19 protein-coding genes and 1 pseudogene are annotated in these 24,210 nt (G+C 71.5%); all 20 read right to left on the bottom strand.

The window, feature by feature from the left end; genetic code table 11:
• Nucleotides 1-257: 257 nt before the first annotated feature.
• Nucleotides 258-479: a hypothetical protein gene (locus tag ACFPM7_RS28020; protein WP_378250808.1), complete on the bottom strand. Its 222-nt coding sequence runs from the start codon at nucleotides 477-479 to the stop codon at nucleotides 258-260.
• Nucleotides 480-656: 177 nt separating this feature from the next.
• The gene (locus ACFPM7_RS28015) at nucleotides 657-809 is read right to left on the bottom strand and encodes a hypothetical protein (RefSeq protein WP_378250807.1); all 153 of its coding nucleotides are present in this window, start codon (nucleotides 807-809) and stop codon (nucleotides 657-659) included.
• A 1,050-nt stretch (nucleotides 810-1,859) separates the two neighbouring features.
• Nucleotides 1,860-2,786, bottom strand: a pseudogene (locus tag ACFPM7_RS30420) (YifB family Mg chelatase-like AAA ATPase); the annotation flags it as partial.
• Nucleotides 2,786-3,142, bottom strand: coding sequence for a YraN family protein (locus ACFPM7_RS28005; RefSeq protein WP_378250805.1), 357 nt, complete (start codon nucleotides 3,140-3,142; stop codon nucleotides 2,786-2,788). The gene ACFPM7_RS28005 and the pseudogene ACFPM7_RS30420, both read right to left, overlap by 1 nt.
• Before the next feature lie 132 nt (nucleotides 3,143-3,274).
• Nucleotides 3,275-3,598 (bottom strand): DUF2469 domain-containing protein, encoded by a 324-nt coding sequence (locus tag ACFPM7_RS28000; RefSeq protein WP_378250804.1) that lies wholly within the window; start codon nucleotides 3,596-3,598, stop codon nucleotides 3,275-3,277.
• A 43-nt stretch (nucleotides 3,599-3,641) separates the two neighbouring features.
• Entirely contained in the window at nucleotides 3,642-4,379 is a 738-nt protein-coding gene (locus ACFPM7_RS27995; RefSeq protein WP_378250803.1) for a ribonuclease HII, read from the bottom strand.
• The gene (gene lepB, locus ACFPM7_RS27990; RefSeq protein ID WP_378250802.1) at nucleotides 4,376-5,182 is read right to left on the bottom strand and encodes a signal peptidase I; all 807 of its coding nucleotides are present in this window, start codon (nucleotides 5,180-5,182) and stop codon (nucleotides 4,376-4,378) included. Before lepB (ACFPM7_RS27990) ends, ACFPM7_RS27995 begins: the two co-directional genes overlap by 4 nt.
• Before the next feature lie 9 nt (nucleotides 5,183-5,191).
• Nucleotides 5,192-6,070: a signal peptidase I gene (gene lepB / locus ACFPM7_RS27985; protein ID WP_378250801.1), complete on the bottom strand. Its 879-nt coding sequence runs from the start codon at nucleotides 6,068-6,070 to the stop codon at nucleotides 5,192-5,194.
• Nucleotides 6,071-7,012 (bottom strand): signal peptidase I, encoded by a 942-nt coding sequence (gene lepB, locus ACFPM7_RS27980; RefSeq protein ID WP_378250850.1) that lies wholly within the window; start codon nucleotides 7,010-7,012, stop codon nucleotides 6,071-6,073.
• Between the two features lie 789 nt (nucleotides 7,013-7,801).
• Entirely contained in the window at nucleotides 7,802-8,161 is a 360-nt protein-coding gene (gene rplS, locus ACFPM7_RS27975; RefSeq protein ID WP_378250800.1) for a 50S ribosomal protein L19, read from the bottom strand.
• Nucleotides 8,162-8,300: 139 nt separating this feature from the next.
• On the bottom strand, nucleotides 8,301-9,071 hold the full coding sequence (trmD, locus tag ACFPM7_RS27970; protein WP_378250799.1) for a tRNA (guanosine(37)-N1)-methyltransferase TrmD: 771 nt from the start codon (nucleotides 9,069-9,071) through the stop codon (nucleotides 8,301-8,303).
• Nucleotides 9,072-9,073: 2 nt separating this feature from the next.
• Complete coding sequence (gene rimM, locus ACFPM7_RS27965; protein ID WP_378250798.1) at nucleotides 9,074-9,589, bottom strand: ribosome maturation factor RimM; 516 nt, start codon at nucleotides 9,587-9,589, stop codon at nucleotides 9,074-9,076.
• Nucleotides 9,589-9,828 carry an RNA-binding protein gene (locus ACFPM7_RS27960; RefSeq protein ID WP_092776549.1) on the bottom strand — a complete coding sequence of 80 codons (240 nt, stop codon included), beginning with the start codon at nucleotides 9,826-9,828 and terminating at the stop codon, nucleotides 9,589-9,591. Before ACFPM7_RS27960 ends, rimM begins: the two co-directional genes overlap by 1 nt.
• Nucleotides 9,825-10,271 (bottom strand): 30S ribosomal protein S16, encoded by a 447-nt coding sequence (rpsP, locus tag ACFPM7_RS27955; protein ID WP_378250797.1) that lies wholly within the window; start codon nucleotides 10,269-10,271, stop codon nucleotides 9,825-9,827. Before rpsP ends, ACFPM7_RS27960 begins: the two co-directional genes overlap by 4 nt.
• 149 nt (nucleotides 10,272-10,420) lie before the next feature.
• Entirely contained in the window at nucleotides 10,421-11,173 is a 753-nt protein-coding gene (locus ACFPM7_RS27950; protein ID WP_378250796.1) for a LamB/YcsF family protein, read from the bottom strand.
• A complete protein-coding gene (locus ACFPM7_RS27945; RefSeq protein ID WP_378250795.1) occupies nucleotides 11,170-11,913 on the bottom strand; it encodes a CPBP family intramembrane glutamic endopeptidase in 744 nt (247 codons plus the stop codon). Before ACFPM7_RS27945 ends, ACFPM7_RS27950 begins: the two co-directional genes overlap by 4 nt.
• Nucleotides 11,914-11,974: 61 nt before the next feature.
• Nucleotides 11,975-13,057: an amidohydrolase family protein gene (locus ACFPM7_RS27940; RefSeq protein WP_378250794.1), complete on the bottom strand. Its 1,083-nt coding sequence runs from the start codon at nucleotides 13,055-13,057 to the stop codon at nucleotides 11,975-11,977.
• A complete protein-coding gene (gene ffh / locus ACFPM7_RS27935; RefSeq protein WP_378250793.1) occupies nucleotides 13,054-14,592 on the bottom strand; it encodes a signal recognition particle protein in 1,539 nt (512 codons plus the stop codon). The genes ACFPM7_RS27940 and ffh overlap by 4 nt, the downstream gene beginning before the upstream one ends.
• Before the next feature lie 382 nt (nucleotides 14,593-14,974).
• Nucleotides 14,975-23,080 (bottom strand): SdrD B-like domain-containing protein, encoded by an 8,106-nt coding sequence (locus ACFPM7_RS27930; RefSeq protein WP_378250792.1) that lies wholly within the window; start codon nucleotides 23,078-23,080, stop codon nucleotides 14,975-14,977.
• Nucleotides 23,081-23,214: 134 nt separating this feature from the next.
• The gene (locus ACFPM7_RS27925) at nucleotides 23,215-23,955 is read right to left on the bottom strand and encodes a peptidase M10A (RefSeq protein ID WP_378250791.1); all 741 of its coding nucleotides are present in this window, start codon (nucleotides 23,953-23,955) and stop codon (nucleotides 23,215-23,217) included.
• Nucleotides 23,956-24,210: the final 255 nt, after the last annotated feature.

Genomic DNA, 24,210 nt, shown 5'->3' with positions numbered 1-24,210 from the left:
GCACTGCGTGTGCCCTGACAGCCCGTCTACGAACGACGTGGACGGCACCCAGCCCCGAAGCTGACCGACCAGGAACCGGGGGAAGATCACGACTGGGGGCAACTAGTCAGACGGCGTGATCGTTCCTGCTCGAGGCGTCCGAGGCCGGGTGCCTACATCTGAGCCTTGCCTCTGACGGGTGAACCGAGAACAGAGGTCAAGCCGGCGAACAGGAAGCCGCCGTCCCGGAGCTTTACCCGGAGGCTTCGCGAAAGTGATCAGGTGAAATGCCGCAGCAGAGCTACCCTGAGCACAGGATCGGATACGGATGAGACATGGTGACCGCCATCCCCAACGACCGACTTCGAGCAGCTCGTGACGCCGCTGGCCTGACCCAGGGCCAGCTGGCCGAACGTGCAAACCTGCAGGTCGAAGCCTTGACTGGCCGCCTTGGCGCGATGGATGCCGACTACATCGGGAAGCTCGAACGGGGCGTACACCGTTGGCCTAATCGCAACTACCGAGCCGCCCTCCGGACAGTGCTTGATCGCCAGATAGACGCCGACCTCGGCTTCTTCAGTACTCGTTCCCGCGTAGCTACCGTGGAGTCAAGCCCCCGGCATCTCGAAGGAGGGGACGACGTGGAGCGACAGACGTTTCTCCGAGTGTTGGCCGGTTCAGTCGCCGGTGTCGGCATGGTTGACCCATTGGGCGAGTTCGCCAGCGCTGCGGCGACTCGTAGCAGTCGACGAATCGGCCAAGCCGATGTTGCCCATGTGCGGCACCTCGCCCGCATGTTCGCCACCCAAGATCACCAGTATGGCGGGCACCTCTCGTCACGCGCCGTTGTCGCGCAGTTGTCGGCCTCGGCCGAGTTGACGGAGGGCACGTTCGCCAGCGACCCAGTGCGCCGCGACCTTTTCTCGGCCGTTGCTGAACTGGCTGACACCGCCGCTGGCGTGTGCTTCGACGCTGGACTGCACCCGCAAGCTGAGCGAGCCTTTCGTTTCGGAGCTGGCTGCGCTACTGAAGCCGGGGACTGGACGATGCGAGCCAAAACGCTTTCCGGACTCGCCAACCTGGCCGTGCACCAACGCCGCACCGACGACGCCCTGAGCTTCGCCGAGATGGCGCTGGTTCGCGCCGACCGACTCAGCCCCAAGGTTGGCGCGATGATGCACACCCGGCATGCCCGTGCGTTGGGACTTGTGGGCGCACATCGTGGAAGCGACTGCACTGCTGCCGTCGATAAGGCTGAGACGTTGTTCGCTGCCGTCGTCCCTGGAGATGAGCCGGAGTGGATCACCTACTACCAACGTGCCCATCTTGATCGGGACGCTGGACGAGCGCTGCTTCACTTGGCGCTGAATGGTGGCGACCACCATGCCGCCCGTCAACGGTTGGAAGCCTCGATCACCCAGTTCTCCGACAGCCACTCGCGCGGCAAAGCACTGGCCACCGCCAACTTGGCCGCGTTGGTCATGGCCTGCGACGACCCGCACGAAGCCGTGGCGCTTGGCCACGAGGCTCTGGCGTCGGTGGGATCGGTTCGATCGGACCGGGTTAACGACGCCTTGCGGCAACTCATCGACGCCAGCAACCCCCACGCCGACATGCAAGAGGTACGTGAACTGGTGAACCGGGTCGACCAAACGCTTCGCGTCGGGGCTGCTACCTAGCCACCTCCCGGCGGAGGATTGCCGGCCACCCCGAAGGAGCCCACGACAGGGATTCAGACCGCTTCGCGGTGGGTGGCATTGCCCCTGGTCAGGCTGGCCAATGGCCGTGTGGCGACCCACACGGCGACGCACACAGGACGTTGACCTGCGAAAATAGCCCTGATCGGGTACGATTGGGCAGGCTCCGAGGGTGGATAGCAGCTCACAGACCTCGTCGAGGAAGAGGACGCCGCGGTGGGCTCGGCTGAGGGCTCCGGGTTTGGCCAGGCCTACGCCGCCGCCGGTCAGGGCGACTACCGACGTGGTGTGGTGGGGGGCTACGAAAGGGGGTGTGGTGATCAGGGGGTTGTCGGGGGTGAGGCTGCCGACCACCGAGTGGATGGCGGTGACGTCGAGGGCCTGCTCCTGGGTGAGGGCGGGCAGGATTCCGGGGAGGCGGCGGGCGAGCATGGACTTGCCCGCGCCCGGTGGGCCGACGAAGAGCAGGTTGTGGCCGCCCGCGGCGGCGACCTCCAGTGCCCACTTGCCCTCGGTCTGGCCGACGACGTCCGCCAAGTCGAGGACCTCGCCCGGCGGCGGGGTGGGCACCTCGGCGTCCTGGTGCAGTTCGCCGTCGGTGCCGCGGACCCAGCGCAGGACGGCGGCGAGGGTGTCGGCGCCGTAGATCTCCAGGCCGCTGACCAGTTGGGCTTCCGGGAGGACCTGGGTGGGCACGATGGCCCTCGTCAAGCCCGCCCGGCGGGCGGCCAGGAGGCACGGCAGGACGCCGCGGATGGGGCGCAGGCGGCCGTCCAGGGCCAGTTCGCCGAGGAAGGCCGTGCCCGCGAGCGGACGGGCCTCGGCGGGGCTGTCGGCGGTCTGGACCGCGACGGCCAGGGCCAGGTCGTAGCCGGAGCCGCCCTTGGGCAGGGCGGCTGGGGAGAGGGCGAGGGTGATGGACTGGTCCGGCCACGGGAGGCCGGAGTTGCGGGTGGCGGCGCGGACGCGGTCCTTGGCCTCGTTGAGGGCGGCGTCGGGCAGGCCGACGATGTGGGTGCGCGGCTTGCCGCCGCCGATGTCGGCCTCGATCTCGACCGGGATGCCGTCGACGCCCATGAGGGCGACGGACCAGACGCGGGTGAGGCCCATCAGAACGCACCCACCAGGTGGCGCACGGTCGGCGCGGCGCCGCGCGGCCAGAGGACGGCGACGATGTCGAAGCGCGTCGGGCACGGGGGTATGCCGTGGTCGTGGCGCCAGCGCACGGCCATGGCCCGGATGCGGCCGGCCTTGCCCGGGGTGACGGCCTCCGCGGGCAAGCCGTATGCGGTGGACCTGCGGGTCTTGACCTCGCAGAACACCAACTCGCGGCCGTCCGCGGCGACTATGTCCAGCTCACCGATGGGGCAGCGCCAGTTGCGGGCGATGATCCGCATGCCCGCGCGCTGCAGGTAGCCGGTGGCCACCGATTCGCCCGCGGTGCCGAGGGCCAGGTGTGCGCTCATGAACCAGTTCTCCTTTCGAGAGATCTGGTTCGAGCCTGCCGAGCGGGGGCCTGGCGCGGCCACCTGTCCCCGAACGAGTGGGGACAACTCGATGTCAACTACACGATCGAGGTGTTCAGTGCTGGGTACGGCCTAGCCGTTGAAGGGACCGTCCTCGGGAAGTCGGAGATCCGGCTTGTCGAGTTCTTCGACGTTGACGTCCTTGAAGGTGATCACCCGGACGTTCTTGACGAAGCGCGCCGGGCGGTACATGTCCCACACCCAGGCGTCCGACATCCGCACCTCGAAGTAGACCTCGCCCTCGGCGTCGCGGACCTGCACGTCCACGCCGTTGGCCAGGTAGAAGCGCCGCTCGGTCTCCACGACGTAGGCGAACTGCCCGACGATGTCGCGGTACTCCCGGTAGAGCGACAGCTCCATCTCGGTCTCGTACTTTTCGAGATCCTCCGCGCTCATGTGCCGCGCGCCCCTCCTGGTCGTGCTGGTGAAAGACCGCCGACTAGTCCGGCGACGTCCCATTCTGGACCACGGCCGCCGCCGCCACGCTCAGTGCCACCCGGTGTGGCGCGCGCAGACCGTGCTTTCGCCCCGCCGAGGCCACGTTCACGAACGACCACCGGTGCTCGGCGGACGGACCGTGCTCGGACAAAGCGCGCGAATGCACTGGTGTGCAGTATCCCTTGTGCACGTCGAACAGGTACCGCGGGAGCCGCTCGTGCAGGTCGGCCATGATCCTGTCCCGGGTCACCTTGGCCAGCACGGACGCGGCGGCGACGCAGGCGGCGGCCTGGTCGCCTTTGATCACCGGCATGTGCGGCGCGGTCAGGCCCGGAACCCGGAACCCGTCCACCAGCACATAACCGGGGTGCACGGACAGCCGCGCGACCGCGCGCCGCATGCCCTCGATGTTGGCGACGTGCACACCGCGGCCGTCGACCTCCGCGGGCGGGATCACCACGACCGCGTAGTCGACCGCCCGCGCCCTGACCAGGTCGAACATCCGGTCGCGGGCGGCGGCTGTCATCAGCTTGGAGTCGGTGAGGCCGTCGAGCTTGGCCGCGTCGCCGGGGCGCAGCACGCACGAGGCGACGACCAGCGGGCCGGCGCAGGCCCCGCGGCCCGCCTCGTCGACGCCCGCCACCGGGCCCAGCCCCCTGCGGTGCAGGGCGGTCTGCAGACCCCAGTTGCCCGAGTCGCGCCGCAGCACCGCGCGCGGCGGTCGCAACGCCGTGGTCATCGCCTTCCTCTCCGCAGCAGTCCACGAGCCCGCCTGCCCAGCGCCAGCACCGGCCACGCCAGTGCGAGGCCCGCGGCGGCGGGCACCCCGGCGGCCAGCCCCTGCGGGTCGTGGTCGCCGACCCCGCCCCACCGCGACGGTGGAAGGATGATCGCACGCGCCTTGCCGATGACGTTGTCCACCGGCACGAGCCCAGCCGCGCCCCCGCCGCCCTGCGTGCGGGAGTCGCCGGAGTTGTTGCGGTTGTCGCCCATCACGAAGAGCATGCCCTGGGGCACCGACACCGGGGCGAAGTCGACCTGCCGGGCGCTGCCCACGTCGCCGTCCCAGTGGATGTAGGGCTCGTCCAGGGGCTTGCCGTCGACCAGGACGCGGTTCTGCTCGTCGCAGCACTCCACGGTCTGCCCGCCGACGGCGATCACCCGCTTGACCACGTCGTCCTCGTCGGCCGGGGCGAGCCCGAACGGCGCGAACATGTCGCCCAGCCAGTCGGTGAACGCGTTGGCGGACTCGTCGCCGCCGCGGTCCCAGGTGCTCGGCCGCTCGAACACCACGACCTCGCCGGGCTCGACGTCGCCGAACCAGTACACGACCTTGTCGACCAGCACGCGGTCGCCGTAGCAGCCGGGACAGCCGTGCAGCGTGCGCTCCATCGACTCCGACGGAATGAGGAACACCCGCGCGAAGAACGTCTGGATGATGATCGTCAGGACCAGCGCGACGCCCAGCAGCAGCGGGATCTCGACCCAGAACGGCCGCTTCTTCTTGGCCGGGGCGGGCTTCTCCTCAGGGGAGTCGGACACGGGCCCAGCCTACCGGCGTATCCGCCGCACCAGCGCCAGGACCGGGAAGGCCGCGGCGACACCGATCCCGGCCGGGATGCCCGCCTGCCAGGCGGGCGCCGAGAGCGCTTGCGGGTCGTGGTCGCCGACGCCCTGCCAGCGCGACGGCGGCAGGATGATCGTGCGCGCTTTGCCGATCACGTCATCGATCGGGACCATGCCGTTGAGGCCGCCGCCGCCCTGCGAGCGCGAGTCGCGGGAGTTGTTGCGGTTGTCGCCCATCACGAACAGCATGCCGTCGGGAACGGTGATCGGCCCGAACTCGGCCTGCTCCATGCCCGGGTCGGGCAGGTAGACGTAGGGCTCGTCCAGTGGCTTGCCGTTGACCATGAGGCGGTTCTGCTCGTCGCAGCACTCCACGGTCTGCCCACCGACGGCGACCACGCGCTTGACCACGTCATCCTCGCTGGGCTCGGCCAGGCCGAACTGCGCGCCGAAGTCCTGGAACCAGGCCACGACCGGGTTGCCCGAGCGGGTGGCCCCGCCGAAGTCGTCCCAGGTGTCGGGGCGCTCGAACACCACGACATCGCCGGGGGACGGGTCGCGGAAGTAGTAGGTGACCTTGTCGACCAGGACGCGGTCTCCGGTGCAGCCCGGACAGCCGTGCAGCGTCTGCTCCATCGACTCCGACGGGATGACGAAGACGCGCGCGATGAAGGACTGGATCAGGATGGTCAGCACCAGCGCGATCCCGATCAGGATCGGGATCTCGACCCAGAAGGGGCGCTTCTTCCGGCCCCCGTCCTCCTCGGCCTTCTCGGTGTCCGGCTCGACCTCGGGCTGCTCGGTGACACGGCCTCCCTCGGCGCCGTGGTCGTCCCCTGCCGCGGCACCGTGCGCCTCTGCCACCTACTCCGCCTTCCTGCTGGTCACGGACTTCCGAACGCGCCTGCCGATCCACAGCACCGGCCAGGCGGCGGCGATCCCGATCCCGGCGGGCAGGCCCTGCTGCCAGGCGGGTGCGGCGATCGCGGGCTGTGCCTGCGGGTTGTGGTCGCCGACGCCCTGCCAGCGCGACGGCGGGAGCACGATGGCCCTGACCTTGCCGATGACCTTGGTGATCGGCACGACGCCCCGGATGCCGCCGCCGCCTTGGATGCGCGAGTCGGCCGAGTTGCCGCGGTTGTCCCCCATGACCCACAGGGTGCCCTCGGGCACCGTAACGGGTGCGAACGCCTGCCGCTCGTCCGGGCCGCCGTTCTCCCAGTAGACGTAGGGCTCGTCCAGGGGCCTGCCGTCGACCATGACGCGGTTCTGCTCGTCGCAGCACTCCACCGACTGCCCGCCGATGGCGATGACCCGCTTGACGAAGTCGCGCTCGTCGGGCGGGGCGATGCCGATCAGCGAGCCGAGGTACTGGAGCCCGGCGAGGAACGGGTTGTCGCCGCTGCCGTCGATGTTGACCTGCTCGCCGGTCCAGGAGTTCGGCCCCTGGAAGACGACGACGTCACCGGGCAGCGGGTCGCGGAACTCGAAGACCATCTTGTCGACGAACACCCGGTCGCCGGTGCAGCCCGGACAGCCGTGCAGCGTCTGCTCCATCGAGCCGGACGGGATGGAGTAGACGCGGCCGACGAAGTGCTGGATGAGGAAGGTCAGCAGCAGCGCGACGGCGACGAGGGTGAGCAGCTCGCGCCACAGCGGCTGCTTCTTGCGCTTGCGGTGCTTGCCGTGCTTCGGCTGGTCCTCGTCGGTGTCGGGCTTGCGGTGGGCGCCGCCGACGGGCTTGTCGCCATCGGCGTCGTCGCCGTGGTCATGGTCGAAGTCGGGGTCCTCGTCCGCCTCGCTGATGCGGGGCGGCACGGGCGGCACGCGCGGGATGACCGAGGTCTCCTCCGCCTCCGGCACGTACTGGCCGGGCGGGCGCGCCGGGGCCTCGGCGGGTGGGACTCGCAAGGACGGGGAGTCGGCCAGGGTGGGCCAGCGCGGGGGCTCGTCGGACTCGGCCGGGCTGAAGAACGCCGAGGGCGGACCCTGGTCCGCCGGGCCGGCGCGCTCGCGGTCGGCGGGGGCACCGCCGCCGCGCTGAGGTGTGGCCGGCTGGATGCGGTTGCCGGTCTGCGCCGGGGGGATGCGCCCACCCGTCTGCTGAGACCCGACCGGGGGAATACGGCCACCGGTCTGCTGAGGACCGACCGGAGGAATGCGTCCACCGGTCTGCTGGAGCCCGGCCTGCGGCTGTCCACCGCTCTGGCGCGGGTGGGAGCCGGTCCGGTGCGGGCCTGTCACGGAGTGGCCGTTGCGGTGCGGCTCGCCGTCGCGGTGCTGGTCGAAGGGCGGGTGCGTGCCGGGGTGCCTGCCGTTGGGCGGGTGCGGCTCGCTGTAGGGGCGATGGCGCTCGACCGGCGGCAGGTCGTCCTCCGACAGCGCTTCGCCGAACCAGAACTGGGACTCCTGGGCATGACCAAGGCCCGAGGAGCCGTTCACCGGCGTCCTGTGGGGATGCGGCGGCGGGGCCTCGGGCCTGCGGTCACCCTGGTCCCTGGACTGGCCGGCCGGAGGCCGGGAGCCCGGGGGCACGCTGCGGGAGGGACGGTCGACCACGCACGTCAGGGTACGTGAGTCGATGTTCTCCGCGCGTCAGGAAGTGCGCTGCGGCTCGCGCTTCTCCTTGATCTTGGCGGCCTTGCCGCGCAGCTCGCGGAGGTAGTACAGCTTGGCGCGGCGAACGTCACCGCGGGTGACGACCTCGATCGTGGCGATGTTCGGGGTGTGCACCGGGAAGGTGCGCTCCACGCCGACGCCGAAGGAGATCTTGCGGACCGTGAAGGTCTCGCGGACGCCGCCGCCGTGGCGGCGGATGACCACGCCCTGGAACACCTGGACGCGCTCGCGCGTGCCCTCGATGACGCGGACGTGGACCTTGAGGGTGTCACCCGGGCGGAAGTCCGGGACGTCGGAACGCAGCGACTTGGCGTCCAGGGCATCCAGGGTGTTCATGGGAAATCCGTCCTCAGTGCTCAGCATGGTCGTGGCTACAGACCCGCCGCCGGGCGGCGCGGTATGGAGAACAGCCGGCCATGGGGTTGGTCTGCGGCGCGCATCGGCAGGTGCCGGGCGCGGCAACCCGGAAAGTATGTCAGACGCCGTCACCGGTAACGAAATCGACCCCGGTCAACGACCGCAGCAGCGCCTGATCCCGCTGGTCAAGCGCACCTTCGGGGAGTGCGGCCAGCAGGTCGGGCCGACGGTCGAGGGTGCGCTCCAGCGCGCGGTCGCGGCGCCAGCGGTCGATGGCGGCGTGGTTGCCCGAGCGCAGCACGTCGGGCACGGCCAGCTCGCGCCACACCTCCGGGCGGGTGTAGCTGGGGCCTTCGAGCAGGCCGTCGGAGAAGGAGTCCTCCTCGGCCGAGCGCGGGTTGCCGAGCACGCCGGGCAGCAGCCGGGCCACGGCCTCCACGATCGCCAGCACGGCGACCTCGCCGCCGACCAGCACGTAATCGCCGATGGAGACCTCGTCGACCACCATGCGCCGCGCGGCGTCATCGATCACCCGCTGGTCGATGCCCTCGTAGCGGCCGCAGGCGAAGACCAGCCTGGGCAGCGCGGCGTACTCGCGGGCCTTCTCCTGGGTGAACGGGATGCCCGCGGGCGTGGGCACGACCAGCCGGGGCGGCTCGTCGCCCGCGCACACCTCGTCCAGGGCGTCGCCCCAGACCTGCGGCTTCATGACCATGCCGGGGCCGCCGCCGTACGGGCTGTCGTCCACGGCGCGGTGCACGTCGTGGGTCCAGTTCCGCAGGTCGTGCACGCCGAGGCTGACCAGCCCGCGCTCGATGGCCCGCCCGAGCAGCGCCGCGCGCAGCGGCTCGACGTACTCGGGGAAGATCGTGATGACGTCGACCCGCACGGCTACTCGATCAGCCCTTCCGGCGGGTCGAGCACGACCCGCCCACCGGCGATGTCCACCTCGGGGACGATCGCGGTGACGAACGGCACCAGGACGTCGGCGCCGGATTCCCGGGCCACGACCAGCAGTTCGCCACCCGGACCGTGCTGGACGTCGGCGACCCGCCCGAGCACGGTGCCGTCGGCGAGGACGGCCGCGAGCCCGATCAGGTCGTGGTCGCGGAACTCCTCGGGGTCCGACGGCTCCGGCAGGCCCTCCGGGTCGGCCAGCAGCAGCGCGCCGCGCAGCCGCTCGGCGTCGTCGCGGTCGGGCACCTGGTCGAAGCGCACGAGCAGCCGCCCGGTGTGCCACCGGGCGGCTGCGATCGTCAGTGCGCGGACAGCGCCGTCTTTGAGCCGGGCGTCGACCGACGCGCCCTCGGCGAACCGGAGCTCGGGGGCGTCGGTGCGCACCTCCACGGCCAGCTCGCCGCGGATGCCGTGCGCCTTGGCCACCCGGCCGACGACCACTTCTGCCATCAGTGGTCGGTGTCGACCACGTCGACGCGGATGCCGCGTCCGCCGACCCCGGCCATCACCGTGCGCAGGGCGGTCGCGGTGCGCCCGCCCCTGCCGATGACCTTGCCGAGGTCTTCGGGGTTGACATGCACCTCAAGGGTCCGGCCGCGACGAGTCGTGACCAGCTCGACCTGGACGTCGTCGGGGTTGTCGACGATGCCTCGGACCAGGTGCTCCAGGGCGTCCGCGAGGGCGCTCACTCGGCCGCGGCCTCAGTCGACTCGGCCTTCTCCTCAGCCTTCTCGGCCTTCTTCGGGGCGGACTTCTTCTTCGGGCTGATGGCCTCGGTGGTGGGCTCCTCGCCCGCCGCCGCCAGCGCCGCGTTGAACAGGTCCTGCTTCGACGGCTTCGGCTCGGCGACGCGCAGGGTGCCCTCGGCGCCCGGCAGGCCCTTGAACTTCTGCCAGTCGCCGGTGACCTCGAAGAGGTGCTTGACCGCGTCGGTCGGCTGGGCGCCGACCTTCAGCCAGTGCTGGGCGCGGTCGGAGTCGACCTCGATCAGGCTGGGCTCGGTCATCGGGTTGTAGCGGCCGATCGTCTCGATGGCCTTGCCGTCGCGGCGGGTGCGGGCGTCGGCGACGATGATGCGGTAGAACGGCGCGCGAATCTTGCCGAGGCGCTGCAGCTTGATCTTGACAGCCACGGGTCTTGGTACTCCTGGTCCTGGGATACGACGTCGGGTTGGACGCGGGTGGCCCCGTGGGGTCGAGCCGTCACATCCGTGGTTCTGGGTCGCCGCGGCACGGTGAGAGGGGCCGGCCGCCGCGGACAGCCGCCAATTGTGCCAGACGGCTACCGGGCGAACGGACTCACCTCCACCCCGGCGGTGTCCAGGGCGGTTCGGACGGCTTTCGCGTGGGCCACGGCGCCAGGAGTGTCGCCGTGCAGGCACAGCGATCGGGCGCTGGTCGCGAGCACGGTGCCGTCGACGGCGACGATCTCCCCGCGGGTGGCCAGGCGCACGGCGCGCGCCACGACCGCGGCGGTCTCGGTGAGCAGCGCACCCGGCCGCGACCTGGGCACGAGCGTCCCCTCGGGGGTGTAGCCGCGGTCGGCGAAGGCTTCGGTGACCGCCGACTCCCCCGCCGCGGCGAGCAGCTCGGAGCCGGGCAGGCCGAGGATCGGCAGGTCTCCGAACGCGCGCGTGCCCGCGACCACGGCGGCTGCCTGGGCCTTGTGGTGGACGGTGGCGTTGTAGAGGGCGCCGTGCGGCTTGACGTAGCCGACCCGGGTGCCCGCCGCGCGGGCGAACGCCTCCAGCGCGCCGATCTGGTAGAGCACCTCGTCGGCCAGGGTGGCGGTGTCGACGTCGATGAAGCGGCGGCCGAACCCGGCGAGGTCGCGGTAGGAGACCTGCGCGCCGACCACGACCCCGCGCGCGGCGGCCGAGGCGCACACCGCGCGCATGGTGGACGCGTCGCCGGCGTGAAAGCCGCAGGCGACGTTCGCCGAGGTCACGACGCCGAGCAGGGCGTCGTCGTCGCCCAGGCGCCACACGCCGAAGCCCTCGCCGAGGTCGGAGTTGAGGTCGATCTCCGGTGTCACGGCGTCATCACCCCGAGGGAGATCAGCAGGACGGCGAGCGCGGGCAGGAAGTTGTTGACCTGGTGGGCCACGATGCTCGCGCCGAGGCGTCCGGTGTAGAGCCGGGCCAGGCCGATCGGGATGCCGATGACCAGCAGCAGCGAGGTGCGCAGCGGTTCGAGGTGACTGATGGCGAAGATCACGGTGGTGAGGCTGAACACCGCCCAGCCGCCCCACCGCAGCCGCTCCAGCGCCCCCCACAGCAGGCCGCGGTAGATGATCTCCTCGCAGAGCGGGCCGACCAGCCACACGTACAGGAACAGCGTGATCGCGGCGACCACCGGCATGCGCTGGTCGTCGACCAGGCTGCCCAGCGAGGAGGTGGCGTTGTCCTCGCCGACGACCCGCGTCCAGATCGCCGCGGCGACCGTGGTGACGACCAGGCCGATCAGCCCGAACTTCATCCCGGCGCGCAGGTCGGCCCGGGAGAAGGACCAGCGCAGGTCGGCGCGCGGGCCGTTGCCCCGCCAGACGGTCACCCCGAGCGCCACCGCCGTGGCCAGCAGCGTCGGCACGATCGTGCCGACGAGGATCACCGTGATGGTGTCCTCCGAGCCGGGCCTCGGCTTGCCGATCAGCGCGCCGATGACCACGGCCGAGAGCACGAAGACCCCGTAGACGGCGAGGAACGCGCCGAAACCCCAGCGGTGGTCCCTGGCAGGTGTCGACGCCGACGAGTCGGCGTCGGGCAGCGACACCATCACACCTCCGGCTGTCCTGAGCCCCGGCTCCGCTTCCCGGTCCGGCCCGGGGGCAACGGGATCACCGTACGGTTTGGCGGACCACGCGGCCGCGCAACACGACGAGGTCGGGGTTGCGCAGTCGCGACAAGTCTTCCCGGGGGTCGCCCGAGAAGGCCAGCAGGTCGGCGGCGGCGCCCTCGGTCAGGCCCTTGAACCCGAGCCACGAGCGCGCCGCCCACGAGCCCGCCGCGATCGCCTGCTCGGCGGTCATGCCCGCCTCGTGCAGCGCGGTGATCTCGTCCACGATGCGGCCGTGGGCGATGCCGCCGCCGGCGTCCGTGCCCGCGTAGACGGGCACACCGGCGTCGATCGCGCGCGAGACCGTGGTGCGGACGCGCGCGTGCAGGTCGAGCATGTGGCGGCCGTAGACGGGGAACTTGTCCGCGCCAGCGGCGATGTCGGGGAAGTTCTCGATGTTGATCAGCGTGGGGACCAGCGCGGTGCCCCGGCGGGCCATCTCGGCGGTGGTCTCCTCGGTCAGGCCGGTGCCGTGCTCGATGCAGTCGATGCCCGCCTCGATCAGGCCGGGCAGCGCGTCCTCGCCGAAGACGTGCGCGGTGACCTTCGCGCCCGCGTCGTGGGCGGTCCTGATCGCCTCGCGGAGCACGTCGTCGGCCCAGAGGGGGGCCAGGTCGCCCTTCTCCCGGTCGATCCAGTCGCCGACCAGCTTGACCCAGCCGTCGCCCAGCGCGGCCTGCTCGGCGACCTGCGCGGGCAGGTCGTCGGGCTCGACCTCGACGCCGAGGTGGCGGATGTAGCGGCGGGGGCGGGCGATGTGCCTGCCCGCGCGGACGATGCGCGGCAGGTCGAGGCGCTCCTGCAGCGGTGTGGTGTCGATCGGCGAGCCGCAGTCGCGGATCAGCAGCGTGCCCGCGTCGCGGTCGGTCTCGGCCTGCGCGGCGGCGGTGTCGAGGTCGACGGGGCCCTGCGGGCCGATGCCGACGTGGCAGTGTGCGTCGACCAGGCCGGGGATGAGGAAGCCGCCGTCGAACACCGTGCGCGCCCCGGGCACCTCGGTGGTGCGGACGCGGCCGTTGACGATCCACAAGTCCTGCTCGGCACCGTCCGGGAGAACGGCGCCGCGCAGGTGCAGTGCGGTCACTTCTTCGGGAACTTCAGCTTGGAGATGTCGAAGCCGGGCGGGAGCTGCTGGTCCATGCCGAAGCCGGGCGGCATCTGCTGCAGGCTCGGCGGCAGGGCGGACAGGTCGGGCATGCCCGCGCCGAAGTTGCCGCGCATCTTCGGCTGGGTCGGGCCCTTGACCTTGCCCTTCTTGTTCTTGCGGCCCTTCGGCTGCTTCTTGGTCGCGCTGCGCCCGCCGCCGCCGGGCATGCCGAAGCGGCCCGCCATCTGCTGCATCATCTTGCGGGCCTCGTAGAAGCGGTTGACCAGGTCGTTGACCTCGCGGACCTGGACACCGGAGCCGTTGGCGATGCGCAGCCTGCGCGAAGCGTTGATGATCTTCGGGTCGGCCCGCTCGGCCGGGGTCATGCCGCGGATGATCGCCTGCAACCGGTCGATGTGCTTCTCGTCGACCTGCGCCAGCGCGTCCTTCATCTGGCCCGCGCCCGGCAGCATGCCGAGCAGGTTCGCGATCGGGCCCATCTTGCGGACGGCGAGCATCTGCTCCAGGAAGTCCTCCAGGGTCAGCTCGCCGGTGCCGATCTTGGCGGCGGCCTTCTCGGCCTGCTCCTGGTCGAAGTGCTGCTCGGCGTGCTCGATCAGGGTCAGCAGGTCGCCCATCCCGAGGATGCGCGAGGCCATCCGGTCGGGGTGGAAGGTGTCGAAGTCCTCCAGCTTCTCGCCGTTGGAGGCGAAGAGGATGGGGACCCCGGTGACCTCGCGGACCGACAGCGCGGCACCACCGCGGGCGTCGCCGTCGAGCTTGGTCAGCACCACACCGGTGAAGCCGACACCGTCGCGGAACGCCTCAGCGGTGGAGACCGCGTCCTGACCGATCATGGCGTCCACGACGAAGAGGATCTCGTCGGGGTTCGTGGCCGCCCGGATGTCGATGGCCTGGCGCATCATCTCCTCATCGACACCGAGACGACCGGCGGTGTCGACCACGACGACGTCGTAGTGCGAGCGCTCGGCCTCCTCGATGCTCCGACGCGCGACCTCGACGGGATTGCCGACGCCGTTGCCGGGCTCGGGAGCGAACACGGTGACCCCGGCGCGCTCGCCGACGACCTGGAGCTGGGTGACGGCGTTCGGCCGCTGCAGGTCGCAGGCGACGAGGAGGGGGGCGTGGCCCTGGGCCTTGAGCCAGCGGGCGAGCTTGCCCGCGAGGGTGGTCTTACCGGCACCCTGGAGACCGGCGAGCATGATCACGCTGGGACCGGTCTTGGCCATGTTCAGCCTGCGGGTCTCACCGCCGAGGATGCCGATCAGTTCCTCGTTGACGATCTTGACGACCTGCTGGGCCGGGTTGAGCGCCGCGGAGACCTCGGCTCCCTTGGCCCGCTCCTTGACCTTGGCGATGAAACCCCTGACGACCGGGAGGGCGACGTCGGCTTCCAGCAGCGCGATCCGGATCTCGCGGGCGGTGGTGTCGATGTCGGCGTCGGAGAGCCTGCCTTTGCCGCGCAGGTTCTGCAGGACGGATGAGAGCCGGTCGGAGAGGGTGTCGAACACGGGGTCGGCGCTCCAGGGGTTGCTTGGGTCTTGGGGTCGAGGGTACCGGGGGTGGGGCGCGGGGTGCGGATGTATGCCCGGACGGGGCGTTGGCCGTGGTGCTTCACCTCGGCTGGGACACGGGTTGGTGGTTCCGTGGGAGTTCCGCGGCCTGTTTGTGGGGTGGGTCCGATGGGTGGAGCACCCCTCGCTTTGCGTGAGTGGTCACGGAGTTCTCTCTCGCCTCTCTCCCCGAGGCCTCTCCCCGTCCCCTGTCTGTCCACCGCTCTGCCGCTGGTCCCGCCACGCCCTCGTGGTCTTCTTCCTGCGCTCTGGCCTGCGGACGTGGGACGGCCCGCCCTCGGGGAGGGCGGGCCGTCTGGTTGGGCGGGTCAGTTGTGGGTTAGGTGGTGTGCTTTCGGCGGCCTGCTCGGAAAAGTGCTGCGCCCAAGGCCATCAGGAGCAGTGCGCCGTAGAGGAGCGTCAGGGCCTGGGTTCCGGTGTTGGGGAGTTGGCCAGGCGGGTTGGGCGGGGTGGGGCCCGGGGGGTTGGGGCCGGGCGGGGTGGTCGGGGGTGGGGTGGTGCCTGGCTTGGTGACCGTGACGGGGGTGGTGTCGCGGTCGTTGGTCGGGTCTGCGTCGGGGGTGCCGTCGCGGGGGGTGACCGTGGCCGAGGCGTCGGTGGTGGGTACGGGTTTGGTGGCCTGCGTGACGACGGTGACGGGTGGGGCGGAGTCGCCCGGCTGGAGAGTCACGTCGGTGGTGCAGGTGGCGGTTTGGCCGGAGATCTCGCAGGTCCAGCCGGGGCCGGTGGCGTCGGTGATCGTCAGGCCGTCGGGGACGGTGATGACGGTCTTGGCGCCCTCGACCGGGACGGTGCCGGTGTTGGTGACGGTGTCGGTGAAGGTGACCTTGTCGCCGACGGTGGCGGTCGGGCGGTCGACGGTGAGGTCGACTGCCAGGTCGAGGATGCGTGGCACGAGGCCTGCGTCCACGTCCGTGGTTTGGGTGATCGAGCCGTTGGTGATGGTGATGGTCACCGGGGTGCTCAGGCCCGTCGCCGGGTCGAAGTCGGAGTCGGTCGACGGGGTGCCCTTGCCCGGGCGGGTGAAGACCTTGCCGTCGGTCGGCTCGACCTGGACCCGGTAGGTGCCGGGCGGGAGGTCGGTGAAGCGGTAGCGGCCGTTGGCGTCGGTCGTCGTGCGGGCCACCTCGGTGCCGTCGGCGTCGAGGAGGATCACCGTGGCGTCGGGGACGCCGGGCTCGCCGAAGTCCTGGACGCCGTTGCGGTTGGTGTCGTCGAAGACGAAGTCACCGATCAGGCCCTGCTGCTCGCCGAAGTTGGCCGAGCCGCCGCCACCGGGAGCGACCGTCACCGGGACGTCGTTCGGGGTGGTGGAACCGAAGGCGTCCGGCTGCAGCTGGCGGACCGTGTAGTCCCCGGCGGGCAGGTCGGCGAAGGTGTAGTTGCCCTCGGCGTCGGTCGTGGTCCTGGCGATCTCGGTGCCCGTGCTGTCGAGCAGGACCACGGTGACGTCGGCGAGCCTGCGCGGCTCGTCGGCGTCGATGGCGCCGTCGCCGTCGACGTCCACCCAGACGGTGCCGGTGATGGCGCCGCCCCGCTCACCGAACAGGTAGCCGGTGGCGTCTTCGCCCGCGCCCAGCTCGATACCGGTGACACCGTCCGGCGGGGCGAGTTCGCCGCCCGCCGTGCCGGGGGTGTCCTGGCCGTCGGCGAAGCCGGCGGGCTGGGTCTCGGTGACGGTGTAGCTGCCACCCACGACACCGGTGAACACATAGCCGCCGTCAGCGGTGGTGACCACCGTCTGCTGCACCGGCCTGCCGAGCGCGTCGGTGCCGGTGAGGGTCACCGTCACGCCCGGAATGCCGGGCTCGCCCGCGTCCTGCGCGCCGTTGTCGTTGCGGTCCTCGTAGACCACACCGGCGATGGAGCCGCGCCGCTCGGCGAACTCGTAGCCGGTCGCCGACTCGCCCGAGTCGAGCACGATGCCGCTGATGACGTCGTTCTCGGAGGCGTCGCCGCCCGCGCTGCCCGGGGTGTCCGGACCGTCGCCGTAGCCCGGGGGCTGTGTCTCGGTCACCGTGTAGGCGCCCGGCGGCAGGTCGCTGAAGGTGTAGTTGCCCTCGGCGTCGGTGGTGGCCGTGGTGCTGCCGTTCGGGCCGGTCAGGACCACTTCGGCACCCGGGATCGGGTTGCCTGCGTCGTCCACCACGCGACCGGAGATCGAGGCGGCCTTGTACTCGCCGAACTCGTAGCCGGTGGCGTCCTGGCCGCCGCCCAGCGCGATCGCGGTGATCGAGTCCGGCGCGGTCGGGGTGCCGCCCGCGTCGCCCGGGGTGTCCGCGCCGTCGGCGTAGCCGTCCGGCTGGGACTCGGTGACGGTGTAGTCGCCGCCCACCAGGTCGACGAAGGTGTACTCGCCCTGGTCGTTGGTGGTCACCGTGACCTCGACGGCGGCGCCGTTGGCGTCGGTGCCGGTCAGGGTCACCTCGACGTTCGGGATGCCGGGCTCGCCGGCGTCGCGGACGCCGTTGCCGTTGGTGTCGTCGTAGACCACACCGGAGAGCGAACCGCGGTCCTCGGCGAACACGTACCCGGTCGCCGACTCGCCTGAGTCGAGCACGATGCCGCTGATGACGTCGTTCTCCGAGTTGTCGCCACCGGCGCTGCCCGGGGTGTCCGGGCCGTCGCCGTAGCCGTCCGGCTGGGTCTCGGTCACCGCGTAGGTGCCCGGGACCAGGCCGTCGAAGACGTAGTTGCCCTCGGCGTCGGTGGTGACGGTGGTCGTGCCGTTCGGGCCGGTCAGGACCACCTCGGCACCCGGGATCGGGTTGCCGCCGTCGTCCACGACGCGACCGGAGATCGACGCCGCCTTGTACTCGCCGAACTCGTAGCCGGTGGCGTCCTGGCCGCCGCCCAGCGCGACGCCGGTGATGGTGTCGGGCTCGGTCGGCGTGCCGCCCGCGTCACCGGCGACGTCGGCGCCGTCGGCGTACCCGGCGGGCTGGGTCTCGGTGACGGTGTACTCGCCGCCCACCAGGTCGGCGAAGGTGTACTCGCCCTGGTCGTTGGTGGTCACCGAGACCTCGACGGCGGTGCCGTTGGCGTCGGTGCCGGTCAGGGTGACGGTCGCGTTCGGGATGCCGGGCTCGCCGGCGTCGCGGACGCCGTTGCCGTTGGTGTCGTCGTAGACCACACCGGAGAGCGAACCGCGCTGCTCGGCGAACTCGTAGCCGGTGGCCTGCTCACCCGAGTCGAGCACGATGCCGCTGATGACGTCGTTGACCGAGCTGTCACCGCCTGCCGAACCCGGGGTGTCCGGGCCGTCGCCGTAGCCCGGGGGCTGCGTCTCGGTCACCGTGTAGGTGCCCGGCGGCAGATCGGGGAAGGTGTAGTTGCCCTCGGCGTCGGTGGTCACGGTGGTCGAGCCGTTCGGGCCCGTCAGCGTCACCTCGGCACCCGGGATCGGGTTGCCGCCGTCGTCCACCACGCGACCGGAGATCGAGGCCGCCCGGTACTCGCCGAACTGGTAGTCGGTGCCGTCCACGCCCGGTTCGAGCCCGATCGCGGTGATCGAGTCCGGCGGGCTGGCGGTGCCGCCCGCGGAGCCGGGGGCGTCGAGGCCGTCGGCATAACCGTCCGGCTGGTCCTCGGTGAGCACCCAGTCGCCCGCCGGAAGGCCGGTGAAGCTGTAGGCGCCCTGGCCGTCGGTGACCGTGGTCAGCTCGCGGTCGCCGCTGGTCGCGGTGACGGTGACCCCGGCGATGCCGGGCTCGCCGTCGTCGCGGACGCCGTTGCCGTTGAGGTCCTCGTAGACCACGCCGGACAGCGAGCCCGCCTTCTCCTCGAACACGTAGCCCGTGGCGTCCACACCGGACCCGAGGTCGATGCCGCTGAACACGTCGTTGACCGACGCGTCGCCACCGGCGGTGCCCGGGGTGTCCGGACCGTCGGCGTAGGCGGTCGGCTGCTCCTCGGTGATGGTGTAGGTGCCCGGGGGCAGGTCGGTGAAGGTGTAGTTGCCCTCGGCGTCGGTGGTCACGGTGACCGGGGCGCCGGGGCCGGTGAGGGTCACGCTGACACCCGGGATCGGGTTGCCCTCGTTGTCCACGACCTGTCCGGAGAGCGACCCGGCGCGGAACTCGCCGAAGGTGTAGCCGGTGCCGTTGGCCCCGCCGTCCAGCTCGATCGCGGTGATCGAGTCCGGCGCGGTCGGGGTGCCGCCCTCGGTGCCCGCGGCGTCGGCGCCGTCGCTGAACCCGGCGGGCTGCGTCTCCACGATCGAGTAGACGCCGCCGATCAGGTCGTCGAACAGGTACGAGCCGTCGTCCTCCGTGGTGCGCTGGAGGGAGACCGCCGCGCCCCTGGCGTCGGTGCCGGTGAGGGTCACCACGGTGCCGGGGATGCCGGGCTCGCCCGCGTCGCGGACGCCGTTGCCGTTGAGGTCCTCGTAGACCGAGCCCGCGAGCGAGCCGCGCTCCTCCAGGAAGTCGTACCCGGTGGCCACGGTGCCCGAGGCGATCTCGATGCCGCTGACGACGTCGTTCTCGGTGTTCTCGCCGCCCGCGTCGCCGATCAGCTCGGGGCCGTCGCCGTAGCCCAGCGGCTGCTCCTCGCTGACGGTGTACAGGCCCGGACGCAGGCCGGTGAAGGTGTAGGTGCCGTCCGCGCCGGTCTGGACCGTGCGGGTGGTGCCGTCGGGCTCGGTCAGCGTGATGGTGGTGTCGGCGATCGGGTTGCCCGCCTCGTCGGCGACCTTGCCGGAGATCGATCCGCCGACCAGTTCGCCGAAGGTGTAGCCGGTGGCGTCCTGGCCCGCGCCGAAGCCGATGTTGTCGATGGCGTCCGGCGGCACCGGGGTGCCGCCCGCGTTGCCGGCGGCGTCGGCGCCGTCGAGGTAGCCGTCGGGCTGGGTCTCGGCGAGGGCGTAGGTGCCGCCGACCAGGCCGGTGAACACGTAGTTGCCCTCGGCGTCGGTGGTGGCGGTGATGTCGACCGCGCCGCCGCGCACGTCGGTGCCGGAGATGGTCACCGGGACGTCCGGGATGCCGGGCTCGCCCGGGTCGCGGACACCGTTGTTGTTCTGGTCGACGTAGACCGACCCGGCCAGGGTGCCGGTGTCCTCGGCGAAGTCGTAGCCGGTGGCGGCGCCGCCGGAGACGAGCACGATGCCGCTGATCACGTCGTTGACGGTGGCGTCGCCGCCCGCGTCGCCCACCGACTCCAGGCCGTCGGCGTAGCCGTCGGGCTGCTCCTCGGCGACGGAGTAGGTGCCCGGGGGCAGGTCGGCGAAGGTGTAGCGGCCGTCGGGGCCGGTGTTCACCGTGGTGCTCGTGCCGTCGGGCCTGGTGAGGGTGATCGGCACGTCGGCGATGCCGCGGCCGAGGTCGTCGACCACGCGGCCGGTGATGGAGTTGACCACGAACTCGCCGAAGAGGTAGCCGGTGGCCGCCTCGCCCGGGTCGAGTTCGATGCCGGTGATCGAGTCCGGCGGGGTGGCGGTGCCGCCCGCGGTGCCCGGGGTCTCCCGGCCGTCGTCGTAGCCGGTCGGCTGGGTCTCGATGAGGTCGTAGGTGCCGCCGACGACGCCGGCGAAGGTGTACGCGCCGTCATCGCCGCTGACAACGGTGCGGTCGACCGGGTTGCCGCGGGCGTCCTCACCGGTCAGGCGCACGGTCGCACCGGCGATGCCGGGCTCGTCGGGGTCCTGGGCGCCGTTGTTGTTGGCGTCCTCGTAGACGACACCGGCGATGGAGCCCCGCCGCTCGGCGAAGACGTACCCGGTGGCCGCGGTGCCCGAGCCCAGCAGGATGTCGCTGAACACGTCGTTGGCCGAGCCGTCGCCGCCCGCGCTGCCGACCGTGTCCGGCCCGTCGGCGTAGCCGCCGGGCTGGGTCTCGGCGACCCGGTAGGTGCCGGGGCGCAGGCCGTCGAAGGCGTAGTTGCCGTCCGGGTCGGTGGTCACCGTGGTGGTCGTGCCGTCCGGCCTGGTCAGGGTGACCTCGACGTCGGCGATGGGTCCGCCGGTCTCGTCGACGACGCTGCCGGAGATCGAGGAGCCGCGGAACTCGGAGAACAGGTACGCGGTCGCGTTCGTCCGGGCGGGCAGGGCGATGCCGGTGATCGAGTCCGGCGGGGACGCGGTGCCGCCCGCCGAGCCCGGCGAGTCGACGCCGTCGGCGTAGCCGTCGGGCTGGGTCTCGGTCACCGCGTAGGTGCCCTGGCTCAGCGCCGGGAACGAGTAGGTGCCGTCAGCCGCGGTGGTCGTGGTCAGGCTGACCGGGTTGCCCGCGCTGTCGGTGCCGGTGAGGCGGACGGTGACGCCGCCGATGCCCGGCTCGCCGCCGTCGCGGACTCCGTCGCCGTCGACGTCCTCGTAGACCAGGCCCGCCAGGCTGGAGGTGGGCCGCTCGGCGAAGTTGTTGCCCGTGCTGGACACGCCCGAGGCGAGGGTGACGGCGAAGGCGTCGTTGCCGTCGGCGGCGGCTCCGGTGCCCGGGGTGTCGATGCCGTCGTCGAAGGCGGCGGGCTGGGTCTCCACGATCCGGTAGGTGCCCGCGGACACGCCCGGGAAGGTGTAGGTGCCGTCGGCCGCGGTGGTCACCGTGCGGTTGACGGGGGTGCCGCCCGCGGTGGTGCCCACCAGGGTGACGGTGACGCCGCCGATGCCGGTGTCGCCGTCGCCCGCGTCGAGCACGCCGTTGTTGTCGCGGTCGGAGAAGACGCGGCCGGACACGGTGCCGACGGCCGGGGCCGGGGCGGTGTCGGTGTCGGTCACGGTGCCGCCGAGCGGGTCGGTGCCCGTCACCGTGGCGGTGTTGGCGTCGCCGGGGATCGGCGCGGTCGCCGTGCAGGTGTAGGTGAAGGACCCGCCCGCGGCCAGGCTCGCCCTGGTCGTGGCGCAGGCCGCGACCTTCGGGTCGGCGACCACGACGTTGGTCAGGGGGGCGTCACCGGTGTTGCGGACCGTGATGGTGAAGGTGATGGTCTCGCCCGCGGTGTAGCTCTCCTTGTCGGCGACCTTGGTGATCTCGACGGCCGGGTTGATGACCGGGACGTCGACCTGGTCGGTGTCGGTGATCGGGTCGCCGAAGGCGTTGCGGCCGGTGACGGTGGCGACGTTGGTGAAGTCGTCGGCGGGGGCGGGACCGGTGCAGGTGTAGGTGACCGGGACGTCCGCGGCGAGGTTGCCCAGCGAGCGGTTGCAGTCGCTGACCTCGGGGTCGGCGACGGCCACGTTGACGGCGTTGGACCCGCCCGGGGAGACCACGGTGATCCGGTAGGTCACCGGCTGGCCGGGCCGGAACGGGCCGGGCGAGACCAGCTCTTTGGTGATCTTGAGCGAGGCGACCGGGACCGAGAAGACGAGGTTCTGCGCCAGGTAGGTGTCACCGCTGGTGCTGAAGGTCAGGGTGGCCGATGTCGCGCCCGCCGGGATCAGCGTCGTGGTGAACGCCTTGGCGTCGACGCTCATGTTGTTCGGCACCACGGGCGAACTCGCGCCGCCCGCGTTGGACACGAAGAAGTTCGTGGTCGCGCCCGCGGACAGCGGCTCGGCGATGGGGGTGCCGTTGATCGAGAACTGGTCGCCGACGATGTTGAAGTCGCCCTCGTAGGCGGTCAGGCCGACGCGGACGGCGTTGGTCGCGGCGCGGAAGTTCGAGATGGCGACGGTGGTGGCCGGGTCGATGGAGGACTGGCGGACGTGGCCGTCGTAGACGAAGATCTCGCGCTTGGCGGGCGCCGCCGGGTTGGGGGCGGTGAACGCGTAGACCAGGACCAGCGACCAGCCGGAGTAGCAGCCGAAGCCCTGCGGGGTCCAGACGTTGCCGACGTTGACCGTCAGCGGGGCGCCGGTCGGGGCGGCCTGGAACTGCGCGGTGACGTCCGCGTGCGCGGCGTAGAACTGCGGCTGCGAGCTGGGCACGTTGGCCAGCGCGTCGCGGGAGATGACCTGGGGGGCGATCGAGGTGGTCGCGCCCGCGCCGATGGTCAGCCGCACCGAAGTGGACTCCGGGGTGCCGGAGGGCAGGATCGAGGTGCCCGCGCCCGCGAGGAACTGGTTGGAGCTGCAGCCCGGCAGGGTGGAGATGGTGCCGTCGGTGTTGCGCACCGTGCCGGTGTCGCCGGACCAGTTGAGCCGGGCGAACCGGACGGAGGCGCCCGCCGGGATGGTGATCGCCCCGCGCGAGGAGTTGAAGGTGGCCGCGTCGGAGTCCACGTCGGCCCAGCGCATGTAGTACTGGTCGTTGATGCCGGTGGTGGCCGTGTAGGTGCGGGCCTGGGAGGGCGCGCAGCTCGTGGTCGGCTCGGCGAGCGGCGCCGGGTCGCCGGGGTTCGGGCAGCGGGAGTTGCCGTTGCCGATCTCGATGAAGTCGCCGTACACCTCCTCGTTGAACCCGAGGTTGAACGGTCTGACGACGGCGGCGGAGGCGTTCGCCGCGCCCACGACCATGCCAGTTACTGCTACCGCGAACGCCAACACCACTGTTGACAGGCGACGCGAAGCGGAGGCTCCGGACACGACATCCCCTTGACGGCAGGTGGAAACTTCGCTTAAGCCGTACCAGGATCAGCATCGGACGTCCGGCCCGAGTGGACTATTCCGCTCTTTCAGGTGAATCAGCCGCGATTGGCGATCGCTTTCAGACCAGCGTAATCGCCTGCCCCGAGCAGCCGCCTGCCCGTGTTGCACGGACCGCTGGACGGGGCCATCGTCTGCGCGGCGCTCGTGCTCTGGCTGACGTGTGCCAGGCCCGCGGTGTGCAGCCGCTCGTGGGCCATGGTCGTCTCCAGGTCGTAGATCAGCCTGCAGCTGGCGGGCAGGGTGGTGAACCAGGCGTTGGCGACGTTGTCGATGAGCACGTCGGAGGCCAGCACCGTGCCGTTGGCGCGGAAGTAGGTGCAGGTGTAGGCCAGATAGGACGGCGGGAGCGCCCCCCAGCTGACGACGCTGCGGTTGTCGTTGCCGGTGCAGGTGGCCTCGGCGGAGATCTGGGCCTTGGCCGTGGAGGTGCCCGCGTAGCTGTAGGTGGTCGGCAGGTCGGTGGGCAGGCCGCAGCGGTTGCGGCCCTTGGCGACGGTGTTGGAGGCGCTGGTGATGGCGGTCAGCGCCGTGCCCGCCACGCTGGCCGGCGCGCCCGCGCCGTTGTAGTACCAGGTGTGGGTGCCCGTCACCTTCCAGTTCCGCAGCGCGTAGGACTTGTCCGTGCACTCGTTGGTCGACGCCGCGATCGGCGTCGCCCGGCCCGCGATGACGGCGTGGCCGACGACGTGCACGGGTCCGACGGCGGCGAGGGTGGCCCCCACCAGCGCGAGAGCGGCGACCGTGGCTTTGATCTTGTTGTCCCCCTTGGCATCCATAGCAATCGGGTACCACTAGGGCCCGGGTGGCCATACCAGCACGAACGGCTGAACCACGGTCACGACACGCACACGGCGCCCCTCGTTCGGGGGGCCGGGATGGGCCCGACCCCTCGACGGGCCCGTCCCGGCACCGTCCGGCGAGATCGGCCCCCTGCCGCCGCCCCGGTCCCCCGACCGTCGCGCTTCGGCCCGTCCCGATCTCCGCCGGACACCGCGAAGTCTGCCGGTCCCGCAGAGCCGACCCCAGCGTGA

The organism is Actinokineospora guangxiensis (genome assembly GCF_042657845.1).
Taxonomy (GTDB): Bacteria; Actinomycetota; Actinomycetes; order Mycobacteriales; family Pseudonocardiaceae; genus Actinokineospora; species Actinokineospora guangxiensis.
The sequence above is the reverse complement of the archived record's forward strand: the minus strand, read 5'-3'. Positions and strand labels throughout refer to the sequence as shown.

Excerpts from the sequence above, each read along its gene's own strand:
- ACFPM7_RS28005 (WP_378250805.1), bottom strand. The coding sequence starts at position 3,142 with ATGAGCGCACACCTGGCCCTCGGCACCGCGGGCGAATCGGTGGCCACC.
- ACFPM7_RS28000 (WP_378250804.1), bottom strand. The coding sequence starts at position 3,598 with ATGAGCGCGGAGGATCTCGAAAAGTACGAGACCGAGATGGAGCTGTCG.
- ACFPM7_RS27995 (WP_378250803.1), bottom strand. The coding sequence starts at position 4,379 with ATGACCACGGCGTTGCGACCGCCGCGCGCGGTGCTGCGGCGCGACTCG.
- rplS (WP_378250800.1), bottom strand. The coding sequence starts at position 8,161 with ATGAACACCCTGGATGCCCTGGACGCCAAGTCGCTGCGTTCCGACGTC.
- rimM (WP_378250798.1), bottom strand. The coding sequence starts at position 9,589 with ATGGCAGAAGTGGTCGTCGGCCGGGTGGCCAAGGCGCACGGCATCCGC.
- ACFPM7_RS27945 (WP_378250795.1), bottom strand. The coding sequence starts at position 11,913 with ATGGTGTCGCTGCCCGACGCCGACTCGTCGGCGTCGACACCTGCCAGG.
- ACFPM7_RS27925 (WP_378250791.1), bottom strand. The coding sequence starts at position 23,955 with ATGGATGCCAAGGGGGACAACAAGATCAAAGCCACGGTCGCCGCTCTC.